General features: G+C 57.9%; 8 protein-coding genes. 5 read left to right on the top strand and 3 right to left on the bottom strand.

Features of this window, described 5'->3' with window-relative positions; all coding sequences use genetic code 11:
• Nucleotides 1–245: 245 nt before the first annotated feature.
• Nucleotides 246–2,699 (top strand): TonB-dependent receptor, encoded by a 2,454-nt coding sequence (locus K227x_RS15400; protein WP_218933279.1) that lies wholly within the window; start codon nucleotides 246–248, stop codon nucleotides 2,697–2,699.
• Between the two features lie 989 nt (nucleotides 2,700–3,688).
• Entirely contained in the window at nucleotides 3,689–5,023 is a 1,335-nt protein-coding gene (locus K227x_RS15395) for a transposase (RefSeq protein WP_145170786.1), read from the top strand.
• A gap of 1,310 nt (nucleotides 5,024–6,333) precedes the next feature.
• On the opposite strand, the gene K227x_RS15390 is transcribed toward K227x_RS15395, so the two are convergent.
• Nucleotides 6,334–7,248: a cobalamin-binding protein gene (locus K227x_RS15390; RefSeq protein ID WP_145170785.1), complete on the bottom strand. Its 915-nt coding sequence runs from the start codon at nucleotides 7,246–7,248 to the stop codon at nucleotides 6,334–6,336.
• Between the two features lie 140 nt (nucleotides 7,249–7,388).
• Nucleotides 7,389–8,327: an SMP-30/gluconolactonase/LRE family protein gene (locus tag K227x_RS15385; RefSeq protein ID WP_145177942.1), complete on the bottom strand. Its 939-nt coding sequence runs from the start codon at nucleotides 8,325–8,327 to the stop codon at nucleotides 7,389–7,391.
• A gap of 467 nt (nucleotides 8,328–8,794) precedes the next feature.
• Between K227x_RS15385 and K227x_RS15380 the strand changes: the two genes are divergently transcribed.
• The 3 genes from K227x_RS15380 to K227x_RS15370 are packed head-to-tail and all read left to right on the top strand — an operon-like array spanning nucleotide 8,795 to nucleotide 13,551.
• Nucleotides 8,795–11,098 carry a PSD1 and planctomycete cytochrome C domain-containing protein gene (locus tag K227x_RS15380; RefSeq protein ID WP_145177940.1) on the top strand — a complete coding sequence of 768 codons (2,304 nt, stop codon included), beginning with the start codon at nucleotides 8,795–8,797 and terminating at the stop codon, nucleotides 11,096–11,098.
• Between the two features lie 14 nt (nucleotides 11,099–11,112).
• Nucleotides 11,113–12,573: a DUF1501 domain-containing protein gene (locus K227x_RS15375; protein ID WP_145170783.1), complete on the top strand. Its 1,461-nt coding sequence runs from the start codon at nucleotides 11,113–11,115 to the stop codon at nucleotides 12,571–12,573.
• A gap of 48 nt (nucleotides 12,574–12,621) precedes the next feature.
• A complete protein-coding gene (locus K227x_RS15370; protein ID WP_218933277.1) occupies nucleotides 12,622–13,551 on the top strand; it encodes an alpha/beta hydrolase in 930 nt (309 codons plus the stop codon).
• A 22-nt stretch (nucleotides 13,552–13,573) separates the two neighbouring features.
• Here K227x_RS15370 and K227x_RS15365 read toward each other — a convergent pair whose 3' ends face one another.
• A complete protein-coding gene (locus tag K227x_RS15365) occupies nucleotides 13,574–16,270 on the bottom strand; it encodes a dockerin type I domain-containing protein (RefSeq protein ID WP_145170779.1) in 2,697 nt (898 codons plus the stop codon).
• Nucleotides 16,271–16,527 lie beyond the last annotated feature (257 nt).

Here is a 16,527-nt window from a genome sequence, read left to right as displayed (position 1 = left end):
ACTCTGGATCGCTGTGATCCGCATCGGTTGGCGGTTCCGCCACCACCGGCGGCGGGATTTCCGTCAACTCGACCCAGGTCAGCCCGTCGGTCGTTCCCAATGCGTCAAGTTTGCCGGTTCGGGTCGTGCTCGTTCATGCGGATCCGCGGATTGTTCCGATTGGACGCAATAGACCGGAATGAACGATGGTGGTGCCTAGCTTTGTCGCAACGGCGGAAGCCTCGTTTCAGACAAGGAAAACACCCGTGAAGCGGATCACCTTCTTGGCACTCACGCTGTTGCCATCGCTAGTTCCCACCCTATCGGCCGAAGATGCCCTATCGGAAAAGTCAGCCGGCAAGCGTGTTGAATTAGCAACGTTGCTCCAGCAAGATACGCAACCGACTTTGCCCGAAATCGAAGTTCGACCCCCGGCGCTGACTGAACCCGCGAATGACCCCGCTGCGGATGGTTCCACAGAACTGGTCCCCGCACCTTTCAGCGATGCGGCCGCTTCGTCACCGGGCGGATCCACCTCGCCATCGGCCCCGAATCCTGCCTTGTCGATGCCGCCATCGCAGTTTGACAATCAGCCACCCGGCGGGGCAGGGCAGAGTCCACCGACGAACTCGCCCGATGCGGCGCTGAGTGCATCGTTCCCTTCGTTGGACGAACAAATGTTCGGTGGCACATCCAGTGACGTCACCGGTCTCAATAGTGCGTTTCGTGGCGAGGTCAGTCTGTTCGATTCGGCTCAGTTGGGAACGATCATCGATCGCGAAGATTTGGATCGGCGGCAAGCCACCACGATGTACCGGGCTCTGCAGAACGAAGTCGGCGTGATGCTGCAGCAGACCGGGAACGGTCAACTGTCCCCCTTCATACGCGGACTAACCGGGCAACAAGTGTTGATCATGGTGGATGGCATCCGGATGAATACGAGCGTGCTGCGTCCCGGGCCGAACCAGTATGCTGCGACGATTGATCCGGGATCGATCGAGCGGATTGAAGTGATCCGTGGCGCCGAATCGGCTCTTTGGGGCAGCGATGCAATCGGTGGCGCGATCAACATCGTCACGCGATCGGCCGATCCGCTGCAAGGCAACCATTTCAGCCCGATGTTTAGTCAGTTCTACAGCAGCGCCGAAGCATCCTCGTACACGCGTACTGGATTCAGCGGCTGGTACGGTGCAACCGGCATCACCGGCGGCATCTCGTATCTGGATGTGGGCAACGTCGATCGCGGTGGCGATCTGGGCCGGCAATCGGGCACCGACTACCAACAGTACGCTGGCGATCTGAAGCTGCAGCGAATGCTGACCGAAAACCACATGTTGACCTTCGCGATGCAGCACTTCGAGCAGCAGGACCTGAAGCGGAGCGATCGCTTCTTGCCGTTCGTGCAGGGGCCGGCATCCGACGGCAGTGTGCCGACGCAGCGACCGACCTACTATGATCCACAGCAACGCGACCTGATCTATGGGCGGTTGGAGGGATTGTTGCCGGACGACTTCTTCTTTGCGGATCTGTATTCGGTGACGCTATCGGGTTCACGAACAAAGGAGGCGACCACCGTCGATCGGTATGACAGTAATTTGCCGAACGCAGACCCGACCCGTCGCGAGATTGGTGAGTTTGACGACATCGGTTGGGGCACGACGATCTCGGCCGTCAAGGACATGGACGACTTCGGGAAGCTGACCTACGGTTCGGACTTTTACGCCGAATCGATCAACGCCAATCGCTTGCGGATCGATAGCCCGAGCGCGCCGGGAGCGACCGCTTCACCCACCGATCCACAGTATCCGGACGATTCCGAAGCTGATCGAATGGGGGTGTTTACATCTTGGCATGTTTCGCTGACCGACCGCTTGGACGCGACAACATCGGTCCGTTACGAAAACATCAACGTATCGGGAACGCCGGATTTTGACACGCTTGGGCCTACCTACTTTCAACGCTCCTACCAAGATTGGATCGCCAGCGTCGGCTTGACCTACAAGCTGACCGAACAGTGGAAGCTCGTCGGTGGCTATTACGAAGGATTCCGGGCGCCGACGATCGACGACCTGACGGCCAACAAAACGTTCTTGCAAAACAGTCAATCGGTTCCGTTGGTTGGGAATTTGAACGTCGAAGCCGAACAGAGCAAAACGTACGAAGTCGGATTGAAGTTCAACTACGATCGCCTTCGCCTGCAGGCGGTGGAGTACTGGACAGACTTCGATAGTTACATCAATCGCGAGACGATTGGCGGAGCCCGGTTCTTGACGAACCAGCAGGCCTATCTGAACGGTACCGAACTGGCGGGCGAATACTTGTTGGGTCGCAACCTGTCTCTGTATGGCAACTTCTACTATACCTACGGCACCATCACGTCGGCTGACGATCCGATCTCACGAATCCCGCCCACCCAAGGAACCTTGGGGTTGCGGTTCGACGAGCCATCGATCGGTGGTTACCTGGACGTGTACACCTGGATGGTAGCGCGAGCCGATCGGTACAATTCGTCGAACTTTGGTGACGTACGTTTTCTGCCCGGCGGGACTCCCGGCTACGCCACGCTCAACGTGCGAACGGGACGATCCTTTGGTGATCAACGCCAGCATCATGTGTCGCTGTCGCTAGAGAACATCACCGACAAGTACTACCGAGTGCTAGGAAGCGGAGTGGACGGAACCGGATTCAACGCAATCTTCGGCTATCAGTACGCAATGTAGGGCAGGCTGTCAGGGGAGCCGTCTAAGGTACGCCCACCATTCGTTTCGCCGCGTGCCCAAACGGGCCGCGCGCTTCGTCGTGCAAACGCGCGGGGCGATGCCCACGCGGTTAAACAACCGCGTCCGCGCGTCGATGATTCGTTTAACCGCGTGCCCATCGGGCCGCGCGTTTCGTCGTGCAAACGCACGGGGCGTTGCCCACGCGGTTAAACGATAGGGCCGCTCATCCACCGTTCGTTTAACCGCGTGCCCATCGGGCCGCGCGTTTCGTCGTACAGACGCACGGGGCGTTGGCCACGCGGTTAAACGATAGTGCCGCGTGCTCATCATTCGTTTAACCGCGTGCCCATCGGGCCGCGCGTTTCGTCGTACAGACGCGCGGGGCGATGCCCACGCGGTTAAACGATAGGGCCGCTCATCCACCGTTCGTTACACCGCGTGCCCATCGGGCCTCGCGTTTTATCGTGCAGACGCACGGGGCGATGCCCACGCGGTTAAACGACCGCGTCGCTCATCCACCGTTCGTTTCACCGCGAGCCCATCGGGCCGCGCGTTTCGTCGTGCAGACGCACGGGGCGATGCCCACGCGGTTAAACGACCGCGTCCGCGTGTCCACCGTTCGTTTCACCGCGTGCCCATCGGGGCGCGCGTTTCATCGTACAGACGCGCGGGGCGATGCCCACGCGGTTAAACGATTGGGCCGTGTGCTCATCATTCGTTTAACCGCGTGCCCATCGGGCCGCGCGCTTCGTCGTGCAAACGCGCGGGGCGATGCCCACGCGGTTAAACAACCGCGTCCGCGCGTCGATGATTCGTTTAACCGCGTGCCCATCGGGCCGCGCGTTTCGTCGTGCAAACGCACGGGGCGTTGCCCACGCGGTTAAACGATAGGGCCGCTCATCCACCGTTCGCTTCGCCGCGTGCCCATTGAGGCTGTGAATAAATGAGTTGTTGGTTGCTAGTTTCTTTTCTGGCGCTAAATTACTGCAATGAAAACTCCAAGCAATGCTCAGCAGCGTGGTCAGGCCCGCACCAACCGCCCAGAACGCACCCAAGTCGAGATGCAGTTTTTTTCGCTCGATCAACTAGTTGCCAGCGACCATCGCATCCGATTGGTGTGGCAGTACTGCGAATCACTCGACCTGAGCTCTCTCTACACTCGCATTCAATCCAGACAGGGCAAAGCGGGACGCAACTCGATTGATCCGCGGATTCTCTTCGCCTTATGGTTTTACGCGACGCTAGAGGGAATCAGCAGCGCTCGCCGGGTCGCTGAATTGACCACCCGTGATTTTCACTACATGTGGATCTGTGGCAAAGTCTCGGTCAACTATCACACGCTCAGTGACTTCCGAAGCGAGAACAGCGAACTGCTTGAGAAACTGCTGGCCGACTCGATTGCCGCCTTGTTGAACCAGAAGCTAATCACGCTCGAAACTATCGGACAAGATGGAATGCGAGTGCGAGCGTCGTCTGGCAGTGGCTCATTTCGATCGGCACCGACACTCCAAAGGTTGCAAGCAGCGGCCGAAGACTACTTGAACGAACTCAGTGAGCGTACCGAGGAAGAAGCAGCCAAAATATCCAAGGCAAAACAGGCCGCCCAACAGCGCGCTGCCAAGGAACGAATCGAGCGAATCAAGGCGGCCCAAGAAAACTTGGAAGAGCTAGAGCGGCGTCGCAAGGAGAAGAGGTCACGCAAAAGCAAATCCACTCCACGAGCGTCGATGACCGACCCCGAAGCGGTGCGCATGAAGATGGCCGACGGTGGTTTTCGGCCGGCCTACAACGTTCAATTCGCCAGCGATGGCGAGACACGAATCGTCGTCGGCGTGAGCGTCGATAACCAGGGCAGCGATCAGGGGCAAATGCTTCCGATGTATCAATCGGTCTGCAGCACTTTCGGCGTTATGCCCGGGAAATACCTGGTCGATGGCGGCTTTACCAAGGCGACCGATATCGACTCGATGGACGCCTCGGGCACAGCCGTTTACGGGGTATTGAAGGGCGTTCAAAAGCAAATTGAAGAAGGCAAAGATCCTCATCTCCCCAAGCCAGGAGACAGCGCTGCGATGAAACGCTTTCGAGAACGGATGGGCACAGCGGAGGCTCAAAAGATCTATAAGCAACGCCCTTCGGTGGCCGAATTCCCCAACGCCGAATGTCGCAACCGCGGGCTCCACCAGTACCGGGTTCGTGGGTCGGAAAAGGCTTTGAGTCAGACCCTTTGGCATGTGCTAGTGAATAACTACAACCGATTCAAATGCCTAGGGTTTTTACCTAACCTGATAGGGGACCCATGCGTTGTAGCAGCGAAAAGTTAACCAAAGTGGAGGTTCGAGCGGCTTCTCGAAGCCCTCAAGACCTCGAAACGGCCAGACGCTCGAGAGTCCCAGGGGCCTGTCAGCCGCTTTGACCCCAAAAATAGATTCACACGTCCCGCATTTTTGAAAAACACCTTCAAAAATGAAACTCAAAGCTGGGGAAAACAAAATATTCACAGCCTCATTGGGCCGCGCGTTTCGTCGTACAGACGCACGGGGCGATGCCCACGCGGTTAAACGATAGGGCTGCTCATCCACCGTTCGTTTCACCGCGTGCCCATCGGGCCGCGCGTTTCATCGTACAGACACGCGGGGCGATGCCCACGCGGTTAAACGATTGGGCCGCGTGCTCATCATTCGTTTAACCGCGTGCCCATCGGGGCACGCGTTTCATCGTACAGACGCGCGGGGCGATGCCCACGCGGTTAAACGATTGGGCCGCGTGCTCATCATTCGTTTCACCGCGTGCCCATCGGGCCGCGCGCTTCGTCGTGCAAACGCGCGGGGCGATGCCCACGCGGTTAAACAACCGCGTCCGCGCGTCGATGATTCGTTTAACCGCGTGCCCATCGGGCCGCGCGTTTCGTCGTGCAAACGCACGGGGCGTTGCCCACGCGGTTAAACGATAGGGCCGCTCATCCACCGTTCGCTTCGCCGCGTGCCCATTGGGCCGCGCGTTTCGTCGTACAGACGCACGGGGCGATGCCCACGCGGTTAAACGATAGGGCCGCGTGTTCACCGTTCGTTTCACCGCGAGCCCATCGGGCCGCGTGTTTCATCGTGCAGACACGCGGGGCGATGCCCACGCGGTTAAACGATTGGGCCGCTCATCCACCGTTCGTTAAACCGCGTGCCCATCGGGCCGCGCGTTTCATCTTGCAGACGCACGGGGCGATGCCCACGCGGTTGAACGATAGGGCCGCTCATCCACCGTTCGCTTCGCCGCGTGCCCAACGGGCCGCGCGTTTTATCGTGCAGACGCACGGGGCGGTGCCCACGCGGTTAAACGACCGCGTCGCTCATCCACCGTTCGTTTCACCGCGAGCCCATCGGGCCGCGCGTTTCATCGTGCAAACGCACGGGGCGATGCCCACGCGGTTAAACGATAGGGCCGCGTGTTCACCGTTCGTTTAACCGCGTGCCCATCGGGCCGCGCGTTTCATCGTGCAAACGCACGGGGCGTTGCCCACGCGGTTAAACGATAGGGGCGCTCATCCACCGTTCGCTTCGCCGCGTGCCCATCGGGCCGCGCGTTTCATCGTACAGACGCATGGGGTTTTTTCCATGCGGTCCAACGATTGGTCCGCGTGTCATCGCTCGGTGGCTACCGCCGGCTTTAGGCCTGGCGGCAATGGATGCACATCGGGATGGATTGTGTGTGCCAGTATTTCCAGACTGTCGACCAATCTTGGGCCGGGACGATTGAAGTACGCGGATCCATCGACGACGTGCACGCGTCGCGTGCGGACACAGGCAAGCGATCCCCAATCTGGCTGCGAACACAAGATCGGCATGTCCTGCATGGCACGCTTGACTGTGAACCCGCAGCAGGCGATGACCATCACCTCGGGATCGGCTTGGATGACGCTGTCCCACGGGACCGCGGTGGATCGATGACCGCTTCTTCCAATCATCTCTCGCCCTCCAGCCATCGATACCAGTTCGGGGTTCCAGTGCCCGGCGCTGAATGGTGGATCAATCCATTCCAACAGCATCACTCGTGGAACGTTCGTGGTGCCACCGCTTCGCTGGATGACCGCTGTCATTCGATTGCGAAGTGATTCGACATACTGACCGGCGCGATCTTCGCAGCCGACGACGGCACTAATCTGGCGTACTGCATCCATCACATCGTCGATGCTAGTCGGTTCCAATGGAACAATCGTCGGAGGGCAGGGCAGTGCGTCCGCGACAGCCTGGACTTGGTCCATGGACACGGCGCACACGTCACACAAAGATTGGGTGACGATCACATCGGGACGCAGGTCCAACAGCGCCTGAGTGTCCAGAGAATACAGGGCAGCGCTGGAGTCAACCTTTTGGCGAACGATCTGATCGATCTCGGCACTGGTCGCGTCGGCTGGAAAGAAGCTGCGGGTCACTTTGGGCAAAGCAGCGACCGACGCCGGGAAATCACACTCATGTGACACGCCGACCAATTGATCGCGCAACCCCAGGCCGCAGATCATTTCGGTCGCGCTGGGTAACAATGAAACGATACGCATCGAACGTTCTTGGCTGGTCGAGGAAACCGATCGTGGGCGCGGTGGACTGGTCGGGCACCCCTTACTTTCTTTGCACGATGCGAAGGGCAGGGCAGGGGGGACTTGCCGAGATATAGACTGGCGGAGTTTGCCGCTGGCGATCAATCAATCTGATAGCCCGCGTTGACCGTTGGGATTGCCCACAGTGATCCACCGGCGGTAACGAACAGAGTCTTGCCATCGTCGCCACCGAATGCACAGTTGGTCGTTTCATCACGCGGGATCTTTACGAACGCGACCTGTTTGCCAAGTTTTGAAAAGACATAGATCCCTGCGGTGGGCTGATCGGCGGTCTCTTGGGGCAGATGGGGTTGGTTCAAGCCGGCCGCGACGTACAGGTTGCCTTGTTGGTCCAACTTCATTCCATCCGGCCCTCGCGTGGTTCCCCAATCATGAATCAACGTTTGTGATCCGGTGTCGACCGATCCGTCGGCACGCATTTCGAATCGGTATAGCTTCCGTGCTCCGCCCAATGCATTATTGTTGTCGGCAACGTACATGAACTGATCGTCCGGCGTGATGATCAAGCCGTTGGGCCGGTCGACTTGATGATCGATCACTCGCGACACCGTGCCGTCGACGTCGATGCGGTAGACGCCTTCGACCAACTTGCCATCATCGTCCTTCATTTCCATCTGGCTTCGGTCGCCATACTGTGGATCGGAAAAATAGATACGACCTTGGGTATCGATGGTCAGGTCATTGGGTTGGTTGAACTTCATCCCGTTGAACTGATCCGCCAACACAACGATCGTTCCGTCACGTTCGGTACGGGTGACGCGGTGACGAGTTGCCTCGCAAACAATCAGCCGGCCTTCGCGATCGAATAGCAGACCATTGGAACCCGAGTTCTCGCGATAGATCGACGAATTACCGTTGGCGTCGCGGAGGTGGATGTTCCCGTCGAAACTGGTTAGCAACCCGATTTTAGGATTCCACACCGGTCCTTCGCCGGCTCCACTTTCCAGCAACATCTTCGGCGGCCCCGCAAACACCGCATCGTCGGCTTGGGTGGTGGGCAAATCGTTAGCGACGATCATGACGATCACCGCAGCGGGCCAGCAGAGTGTGCGTCGGACGGATGGCGGTAGGTTCATTGGGATCCAGTTCATTGCGATCAGCGGTTGGGTTGGGGGCAAGCATCGGACTGATCGATGCTGAATTTTGGTTGGTTATGCAGATCGTGCCATGATTCATCGCGAGGCGTAACAACGCAAGTGATTCGCAAGCTGGGCTTCTTTCACGCTTCTTCAGTCCGGCGACGCTTTGGGCTGGGACAGCGCTGTCCGGTCCGCCGACCTCAGACTCGCTACGCTTGCAGTTATGAAAGCGAACGGCGGGATCTCGAGGACCTGGTTCGCAATTGTCGGGTTCCCGTCACCTGCGGTCAGCTGATCGAATAGGATAGACGGCATTCACCATCAACCACAGTCATCATCTTGGGGGTCGAAACGGCCCCTCATACGCTATGAAATCAACCCTCTGCCTTACCCCCCTGCTGTTTTTGATGGCGATCGCCTCATCGGCCGCGGGTGACGAAGCGACTGTGAAGGTCAGCTTTGACCGGGACATTCGGCCGATTTTGTCGGAGAACTGTTACGCCTGTCACGGGTTTGACAGCGGGGCACGTCAAGCCGATCTGCGACTGGACACGCGTTCGGGAGCGGTGGACGAAGGCGGGGTGGTGGTTCCTGGCGATTCGTCCGCCAGCGCGCTGATCGACCGAGTGTTGACGGATGACGCGGATGAAATCATGCCCCCGCCTGATTCGGGGCGGGTGCTAACCGCCGCTCAGAAGGAAACGCTGCGACGATGGGTCGACCAAGGAGCCGAGTACGAAATCCATTGGGCGTTCGTCCCGCCCACTCGCGATCCTGTGGAACCGGACCGTGATTCCGATCGTGTGCACCCGATAGACAGGCGGATTCAAGATCGGTTGAGCGAAGCGGGCCTGGATCTATCTCCGCTGGCACCACCGGCAACATTGATTCGGCGTGTCAGTTTGGATCTGGTCGGTCTGCCGCCTTCGGTACAGGAAATTGCTGAATTTGAAGTTGCGTTCGGTCGCGATCCCGACGTCGCCTATCACGACTTGGTCGAACGGCTTCTGGCTAGCCCACACTACGGCGAACGCTGGGGCCGTTGGTGGTTGGATCAAGCTCGGTATGCGGACAGCAACGGCTATTCCGTCGATGGGCCAAGACAAATCTGGCTGTACCGCGACTGGGTCGTCGACGCACTGAACGCTGACATGCCTTTCGACCAGTTCACGATCCAGCAATTGGCGGGTGATCTGTTGCCGGACGCGACGGTATCGCAAAAAGTTGCGACGGGATTTCATCGCAACACACAGATCAACCAAGAGGGCGGTATCGATGCTGAACAGTTCCGGATCGACAGCATCTTTGATCGCGTTGCAACGACGGGAACGGTTTGGTTAGGGCTGACGACCGGATGCGCCCAGTGCCATGACCACAAGTTTGATCCGATCTCGCAGAAAGAATACTACGAGCTGTTTGCGTTTTTCAACGATCAGGATGAACCGTCGATCACGGTCTATCCCGATGATGTCGACGCCGACGCGTTGGTTGCAGAACGCAAAAAACTGCAACAGCAACAGCAGGCAATGGTCGATGAATCGGTCGACGAGTTGTCGGCTTGGGAAACGGCGCTGACTGAGTCGCAAAAGAAAGCACTGGGCAAAAACGTCCAAAAGGCGATCGACACCGATGCGAAGAAGCGTTCCTTGGACCAGAAGTGGCAACTGTTGAAGTCGCTGCCGTCGAAAATCGAATCGCCCCAAGCGGCTGCCATCGACAAGCGGTTGTCCCAGATCGCGAAGTCACTTGCGACCGGTGTGCGGACCTTGGTGATGTCCGAGCGATCCAAACCACGCAAGACGACGTTGATGATCAAGGGCGACTTTACTCGCCCTAGTGACGAGGTCATTCCGGGGACGCTGGACGTACTGCACTCATTCAAGCCACAGTCCGAATATCCCAGTCGATTGGACTTGGCTCGTTGGATCGTGTCACCCCAGAACCCGTTAACGGCGCGAGTGATCGCCAATCGAATTTGGCAACAGTACTTCGGCATCGGATTGGTCGAAACCGACAGCGATTTTGGACTGCAGGGGACATCGCCGACGCATCCGGAACTGTTGGACTGGTTGGCGCTTGAACTTCAGCAGAACGGTTGGAGTATCAAGGATCTGCATCGACAAATCGTGTCGTCGCATACCTATCGGCAAAGCTCGAATACGCGAACCGATTTGGATCAAATGGATCCGCTGAATCGATTGCTTGGCCGCCAAAACCGGCTACGCCTGGATGCGGAAATTGTCCGCGATGTGGCGTTGGTCGCCAGCGGGATGTTTTCGGGAAAGATGGGAGGTCCGCCCGTCTACCCACCGATCCCAGACGGCGTGATGAATCTGGGCCAGCGAAATCGTGCCTGGCACGCCAGCACCGGCGAAGACCGGTATCGACGTGGCCTGTACACGTTTGTTTACCGAGTGACGCCGCCGCCGGCACTGAACGTTTTTGACGCACCCGACGGGTTGAACAGTTGCACACGCCGAATCCGCAGCAACACGCCCCTGCAGGCGTTGACGCTGTTGAACGACGCCGGATTCTTTGAACTTGCCGAAGCGTTGCAGAAGATTATCGACGAACAGGGACTGGAGGTCGCATTCCAACGCTGTACATCGCGCCGTCCAACGGCGGACGAACTGACGCTGTTGAAGCGACTCGATACGCTGAATGCGGCCAGGGCCTTGCTGAATCTTGACGAAACTATTAACCGCGAGTGACCGGAGACGGAACGATGAAACGAAATAGAAAATCTGAATCGCTGCGAGCGGAAACACGACGCCACTTCTTCAGTCAGTGCGGTACCGGGATTGGATCGATCGCGCTGGCTAGTTTGTTGGCGGATCAGCGACTAGGGGCCCAGCAACCCGGGCCGATGACCAACCCGCTGCAGCCGCGGATCGCTCACTTTCCTGCGAAAGCAAAAAACGTGATCTTCCTGTTCATGGCCGGTGGCCCGTCGCAACTGGAAACCTTCGATTACAAACCGAAGCTGAACGAGCTGAGCGGTCAACCGATTCCCAAAAGCTTTGTCGAAGGGAAACGGTTCGCTTTCATGGGCAGCAGCCACCGGACCGACCTCCTTGGATTTCGGCCCAAGTTTGACCAACACGGTGACAACGGCACCTGGGTCAGCGATTACTTGCCGCACACGGCAAAGATCGTGGACGACCTGACGATTGTCAAAACCTGCAGCACCGACCTGTTCAATCACGCGCCCGCCAAACTGTTCATGAATACCGGCACGGGCTTGTTTGGTCGACCCAGTCTGGGCGCGTGGACAACCTATGGGTTGGGAAGCGAATGTGACAACCTGCCGGGATTCGTGGTGCTGCAAAGTGGACCACGTGGGCCACGCGGTGGGGCAATGCACTGGAGCAGCGGAGTCCTGCCCACGTCGTACCAGGGCGTGCCGCTAAGAAACCAGGGTGACCCGATTCTGAATCTGTCGACGCCCCAAGGAATATCCAACCAACAACAGCGGGAACTGGTCGACACCCTGCGTGAACTGAATCTGAAACGATTGGTGGAAACCGGCGATCAGGAGATCACCACTCGCATCAACGCCTACGAGATGGCGTATCAGATGCAGTCGAGTGCACCGGAGCTGATGGACACCAGCGACGAGACCGCCGCCACCTTGGAATTGTATGGGATCAAAGACCCGGACGAGACCAGTTATGCGAGAAACTGCTTGTTGGCTCGTCGTCTGGTCGAACGCGGCGTTCGTTTCGTCCAGCTTTATCATACCAACTGGGACCACCACGGCGGACCTACCGAGAACCTGGAAACGCACCTACCCAAGATTTGTGAAGAAATCGATAAGTCGACTGCCGGTTTGATCAAAGATCTGAAACAACGCGATCTGCTGGACGAAACGCTGGTCGTGTGGGGGGGCGAGTTCGGTCGAACACCGATGGGCGAAGTCAGGCAATCGACCGGCCGGAACCACCACATCGATGCCTTCACCATGTGGTTCGCTGGCGGCGGGATGAAACCGGGAGTGGTCTACGGGGAAACGGACGAGTTCGGTTTTTCACCCATCGAAAACGGTTGCCACGTTCGCGACATTCACGCGACAATCCTGCACCAATTGGGGCTGGATCACGAGCGGCTATCGGTCCGGTTCCAGGGGCTGGATGTGCGATTGACCGGAGTCGAAAAGGCACATGTATTGAAAGATATCTTGGCCTGATCGTCGATTCGTGAAGCCGCAACTCGTTTTTTCATGAGACACAGAAGTATGCATCGGTCGATTTTGCGGGTCTTGGTTTGTGGGGTCGCGCTGAGTTGCTTTTCCGGCGTCATCGTGGCGGCCGACTCGGTCCCGGTGTGGCCTGGATTGGCACCCCGTGAGATCTCCGGCGAAGCGTCCGATTCCGTCGGCGTACCGCGACTGCCATCCAGCGGGATCGACGACGGCGTCACACGCCTTCACAACGTCCGCCGACCAACCGTGGACGTTTTTCTTGCGGACAAACCAAACGGAACCGCCGTGGTTGTCTTGCCGGGCGGTGGATTCATGAAGGTCGTTCCCGATAAGGAGGGATCGGAAGTCGCGCCGCTTCTGAATCGATTGGGAATATCGGTCTTCGTACTTCGCTATCGTACGAACGAAGTGACCCCGAAGGATGAACCGGCTTGGCTGCGTCCGTTGCAGGATGCCCAGCGGACGATCCGAATGATCCGTTCCCGGGCCCAGCAATATCAAGTTGACCCGGATCGAGTCGGTCAATTGTCGTTTTCGGCGGGTGGTCAGGTGGGGGCAGTCTGGATGACGGCCAGCGGCAATGCGGCCTATCCATCGATCGACATCATCGACGAACAGGATTGTCGGCCCGACTTTTCGATGCTGATCTATCCCTGGAACTTGGTTCGAAAGGGCAGCGATCAGGGGGAATCGCTTGGCCGTTTGATCGTTCCGATCCAGCCAAACAAAGATTGTCGACCAACGTTCATCGTTCATACGCACGACGACAACTCGACGTCCATCGGCAGCGTCCTGCTGTACGCGGGGTTGAAAAGGCATGGCGTTCCCGCCGAGCTGCACGTGTACCAAAACGGAGGCCACGGGTACGGTGCACGCCAAGTCCCGAACTCGGACATCGGCACCTGGCCTGAACGAGCCACCGACTGGCTACGCCTGCGAGGACTCGCGGAACCGCAGCCATGATTACCGCCATTGGAACGCTGTTCTAGATCGTCGTCGTACCCTTTGATGACGAGGTCAATTTTAGCAGTTCCAGTCGATAGTTCAGCGTGTCGGCATCTGTGGTTGCAACACGAAGATAGATCCGCTCGCCCGGCACGGTACTGATCGCGCCGCCGATCACTCGTTTCGTGGTGGCGGTTGGATAGGCTTCGATTAGCGTTCCGTCAGCACGGAACAGTACCAGAGACAGCTTCGGTTCCAAATCGTTGGGTTGGCCGGTAGGGATCACCGATTCGAGTCCAAATCCAATCTGGCCACCGGCGGAATCCAGCACGAACAGATTTTGGTCGCCGGCGTCCGCTAGTGACTGGTCCAGGGTCGCAGCTCCCTCGGCATTGAACTCAATCGGTTGGGCACTTGCCTGTTGTTCGGCCGTTGGCGGTGTGACGTTCACCGAATCACGCGGACGTCCATCATCGATCGGCAGCCCGGGGCGTCCAACGAAACTGGGGATCGCCTTGGCCGGATCGAGATGTTGGGAAGCCGAGGCAGAGAAGACGGTATGTTGGTCGGCTGATTCACCTTCGTAGACGCCCTGGCGGCCGAGGCGATTGATGATCCTGAGTGAGTCGCTGGCAGAGATCACTCCGTCGCCATTGGCATCGTAGTCGCGTTGGTACTCGGCACGTTCGGTACCACTTTCACCTTCGGAATCGATGGTTCCCAGACGATTGACGATGTTCAATGAGTCGCGTGCGGTGACCTTTCCGTCACGGTTGACATCGTCCTGGCTCAGGTAGTAATACGCTTGGTCGAATCCTGACAAGTGGATCGATTGGCCTTGGAAGCCTGCACTGAATCCAGCTTCCACCAGATCGATGTTGGCCGAGCCCGGTGCGATGCGTTCGAATCGCAGTGTGATCAAGTCGCTTCCACGGCTAAACCCGCCCAGTGCACTGACGTTGATGCGGTCATTTCCGCGTGATCGTGTTTCCGCTAGGAAAGGAAACTCGCGACCGAAATCGGTATCAACCAATTTGACGACCGTGGAATCAAAGCTAACGTCGAAATCAAAGGATGACAGGTTCTGGAAGCCACTGGTAGAGATGGCAACTTCGATCTGGTCGTCTAGTTCGGACGCAGCAACATTGATGGTGATACCCGTGGAACGAACGACATCGATCGTGATCGTCCCCTCAACCTCGTTGCCCATTCGATCCAGGCCGCGAACCGTCAGAGTGTCGACGCCTTCGAAGAGAGTCGGTGGAACGTAGCGGATTTGCTGTGGGAAGTTCGTGCCAACACCGGTCAGTGAAACGGTACCGCCGATCTGGCTGGATACGCTGGTCGGGTTTAGGAATGTCCAGGCGTTCTGCTGTGCGATCGATAGTTGTTCGTTCTGGGATACGATGGTTGGTGCAGCAAGCATGACAGCCGATCCTGCGGAAACGACTTGGCCCGCATCCAGCGGCGCCAGCAAATCGGCGATTTCAATCATGTCGGTCAATGGACGCGGGGCGGAATCCAAATAGAATCGGTGCTGCGTTGGACTCCAGAAAACACGTGACGATCCCATCCCGCGTGATTCGATCTGTGTCGATTGGTCGGTGTCGATCAGGTCAACATTCACGCCTTCGAGTTCTAGGTCGCTATTCAAGAAACGTATGCCGTCGATCACTTCAGTATTGACGGAGACCGCGGCGATGTTTTCGGCTGCGATTTGTTGGTTGCCAAGGTGGCGGGGGTATTGATCGTTCGCTGGACCTCCGAACCGTTCGCTGACGTAGATCTCGCGTTGCTCAGCATCCGAGATGCCATCCGGTGGTGATTGATTGCCGACGATCACGTTGCTATCGCTTAGCGTCAACTGGCTGTTGTTGGAGTCTGCGGTGGAGCCATCCATGGCCGTCATGATCGCCAGACCTGGCGCGGAAGACGACGTCGTGAACCAAAATTGCGACAGGCCTAGCCGGTTGGTGTTGCCAGCGATGGTCGATCCGGACAGGTCAACATTAAGCGACCGCCCAATCAAAGCAACGCCGAGACCGTTATCAAAAACCGTCGAATCGATCATCGTGAATGCATCGGTCGTTCCAAAGACCGCTTGGGCTGCCGAGCCAGAGATCACGGTGTTGCGAATCGTGGCCGAACTGGCGTCGTCGGTACCGCTAAGGTCACCCTGCAGACGAATTGCTGCGCCCACGCTATCGACCAAAACCGAGTTGTTGATTTCGAAAGTTCCGCCACCATACAGGAGTGTCGATCGGATCAGATCCAACTCGCCTTTCAGATCCCCGTCCACCAATCCGATGATCGCGACACTGTTGAGCGTCGCGTCACCGTCGACCCGTAATGCTGCACCGGAACTTCCGCCCGATCCGTACAGCGTCAAATTCGACAGTTCCAGCCTACCTGATTGCGATACTGACAACACGGTGCTGCCCGGCATGGGGATGATCTGAGTCTGGGTGGGTGACATGCCAATGATCGAAACGTCGGACTCGATCGAAATCGTTCCGACTTCCAGTGACGCCAAATCATAGGTCCCCGCAGCAAGTTCAATCGTATCCGCCTCGGGCGTCGCATTGGCGGTCGCAACGGCTTCGGCAAACAGTGCCGCCGCATCATCGCCGGGACCAGGTGCCACGCCCAGGACGGCCAGGAGTGCGCGGTCCGAGAGACGTTCTAGATGGAGACGCCGTGTGGATCGCGGCTTGCGAAGTTTTTTGGATGGTCGCATGGTGTTGAGCTGAGCAAGAGAATGGGAAACGATCTGCCTAGTTAGACAGACGGGTTCGGCTTTGCAATGTCACGGGAAAACATCGAAACTGCTCTGCCTGGCTACCGTAGGGGCGCCGCGTCCACGGGGAAATCGATGCAGTTGGCTGCCGTTTCAAAAAGCGGTTTTGATCGCAAGTAAGAAAACTGTGCAATTCGTGAAAGGACGCGTGACAAAAAAAATCGAATCCGGTCTAGGTCTCGTGGGCCTGGTTCGCT

The sequence above is a fragment of the Rubripirellula lacrimiformis genome (assembly GCF_007741535.1).
Taxonomy (GTDB): Bacteria; Planctomycetota; Planctomycetia; order Pirellulales; family Pirellulaceae; genus Rubripirellula; species Rubripirellula lacrimiformis.
Note: the sequence above shows the minus strand (reverse complement) of the source record. Positions and strands in the feature narration are given on the sequence as shown.

Excerpts from the sequence above, each read along its gene's own strand:
- K227x_RS15395 (WP_145170786.1), top strand. The coding sequence starts at position 3,689 with ATGAAAACTCCAAGCAATGCTCAGCAGCGTGGTCAGGCCCGCACCAAC.
- K227x_RS15390 (WP_145170785.1), bottom strand. The coding sequence starts at position 7,248 with ATGCGTATCGTTTCATTGTTACCCAGCGCGACCGAAATGATCTGCGGC.
- K227x_RS15385 (WP_145177942.1), bottom strand. The coding sequence starts at position 8,327 with ATGATCGTCGCTAACGATTTGCCCACCACCCAAGCCGACGATGCGGTG.
- K227x_RS15380 (WP_145177940.1), top strand. The coding sequence starts at position 8,795 with ATGGCGATCGCCTCATCGGCCGCGGGTGACGAAGCGACTGTGAAGGTC.
- K227x_RS15375 (WP_145170783.1), top strand. The coding sequence starts at position 11,113 with ATGAAACGAAATAGAAAATCTGAATCGCTGCGAGCGGAAACACGACGC.
- K227x_RS15370 (WP_218933277.1), top strand. The coding sequence starts at position 12,622 with ATGCATCGGTCGATTTTGCGGGTCTTGGTTTGTGGGGTCGCGCTGAGT.
- K227x_RS15365 (WP_145170779.1), bottom strand. The coding sequence starts at position 16,270 with ATGCGACCATCCAAAAAACTTCGCAAGCCGCGATCCACACGGCGTCTC.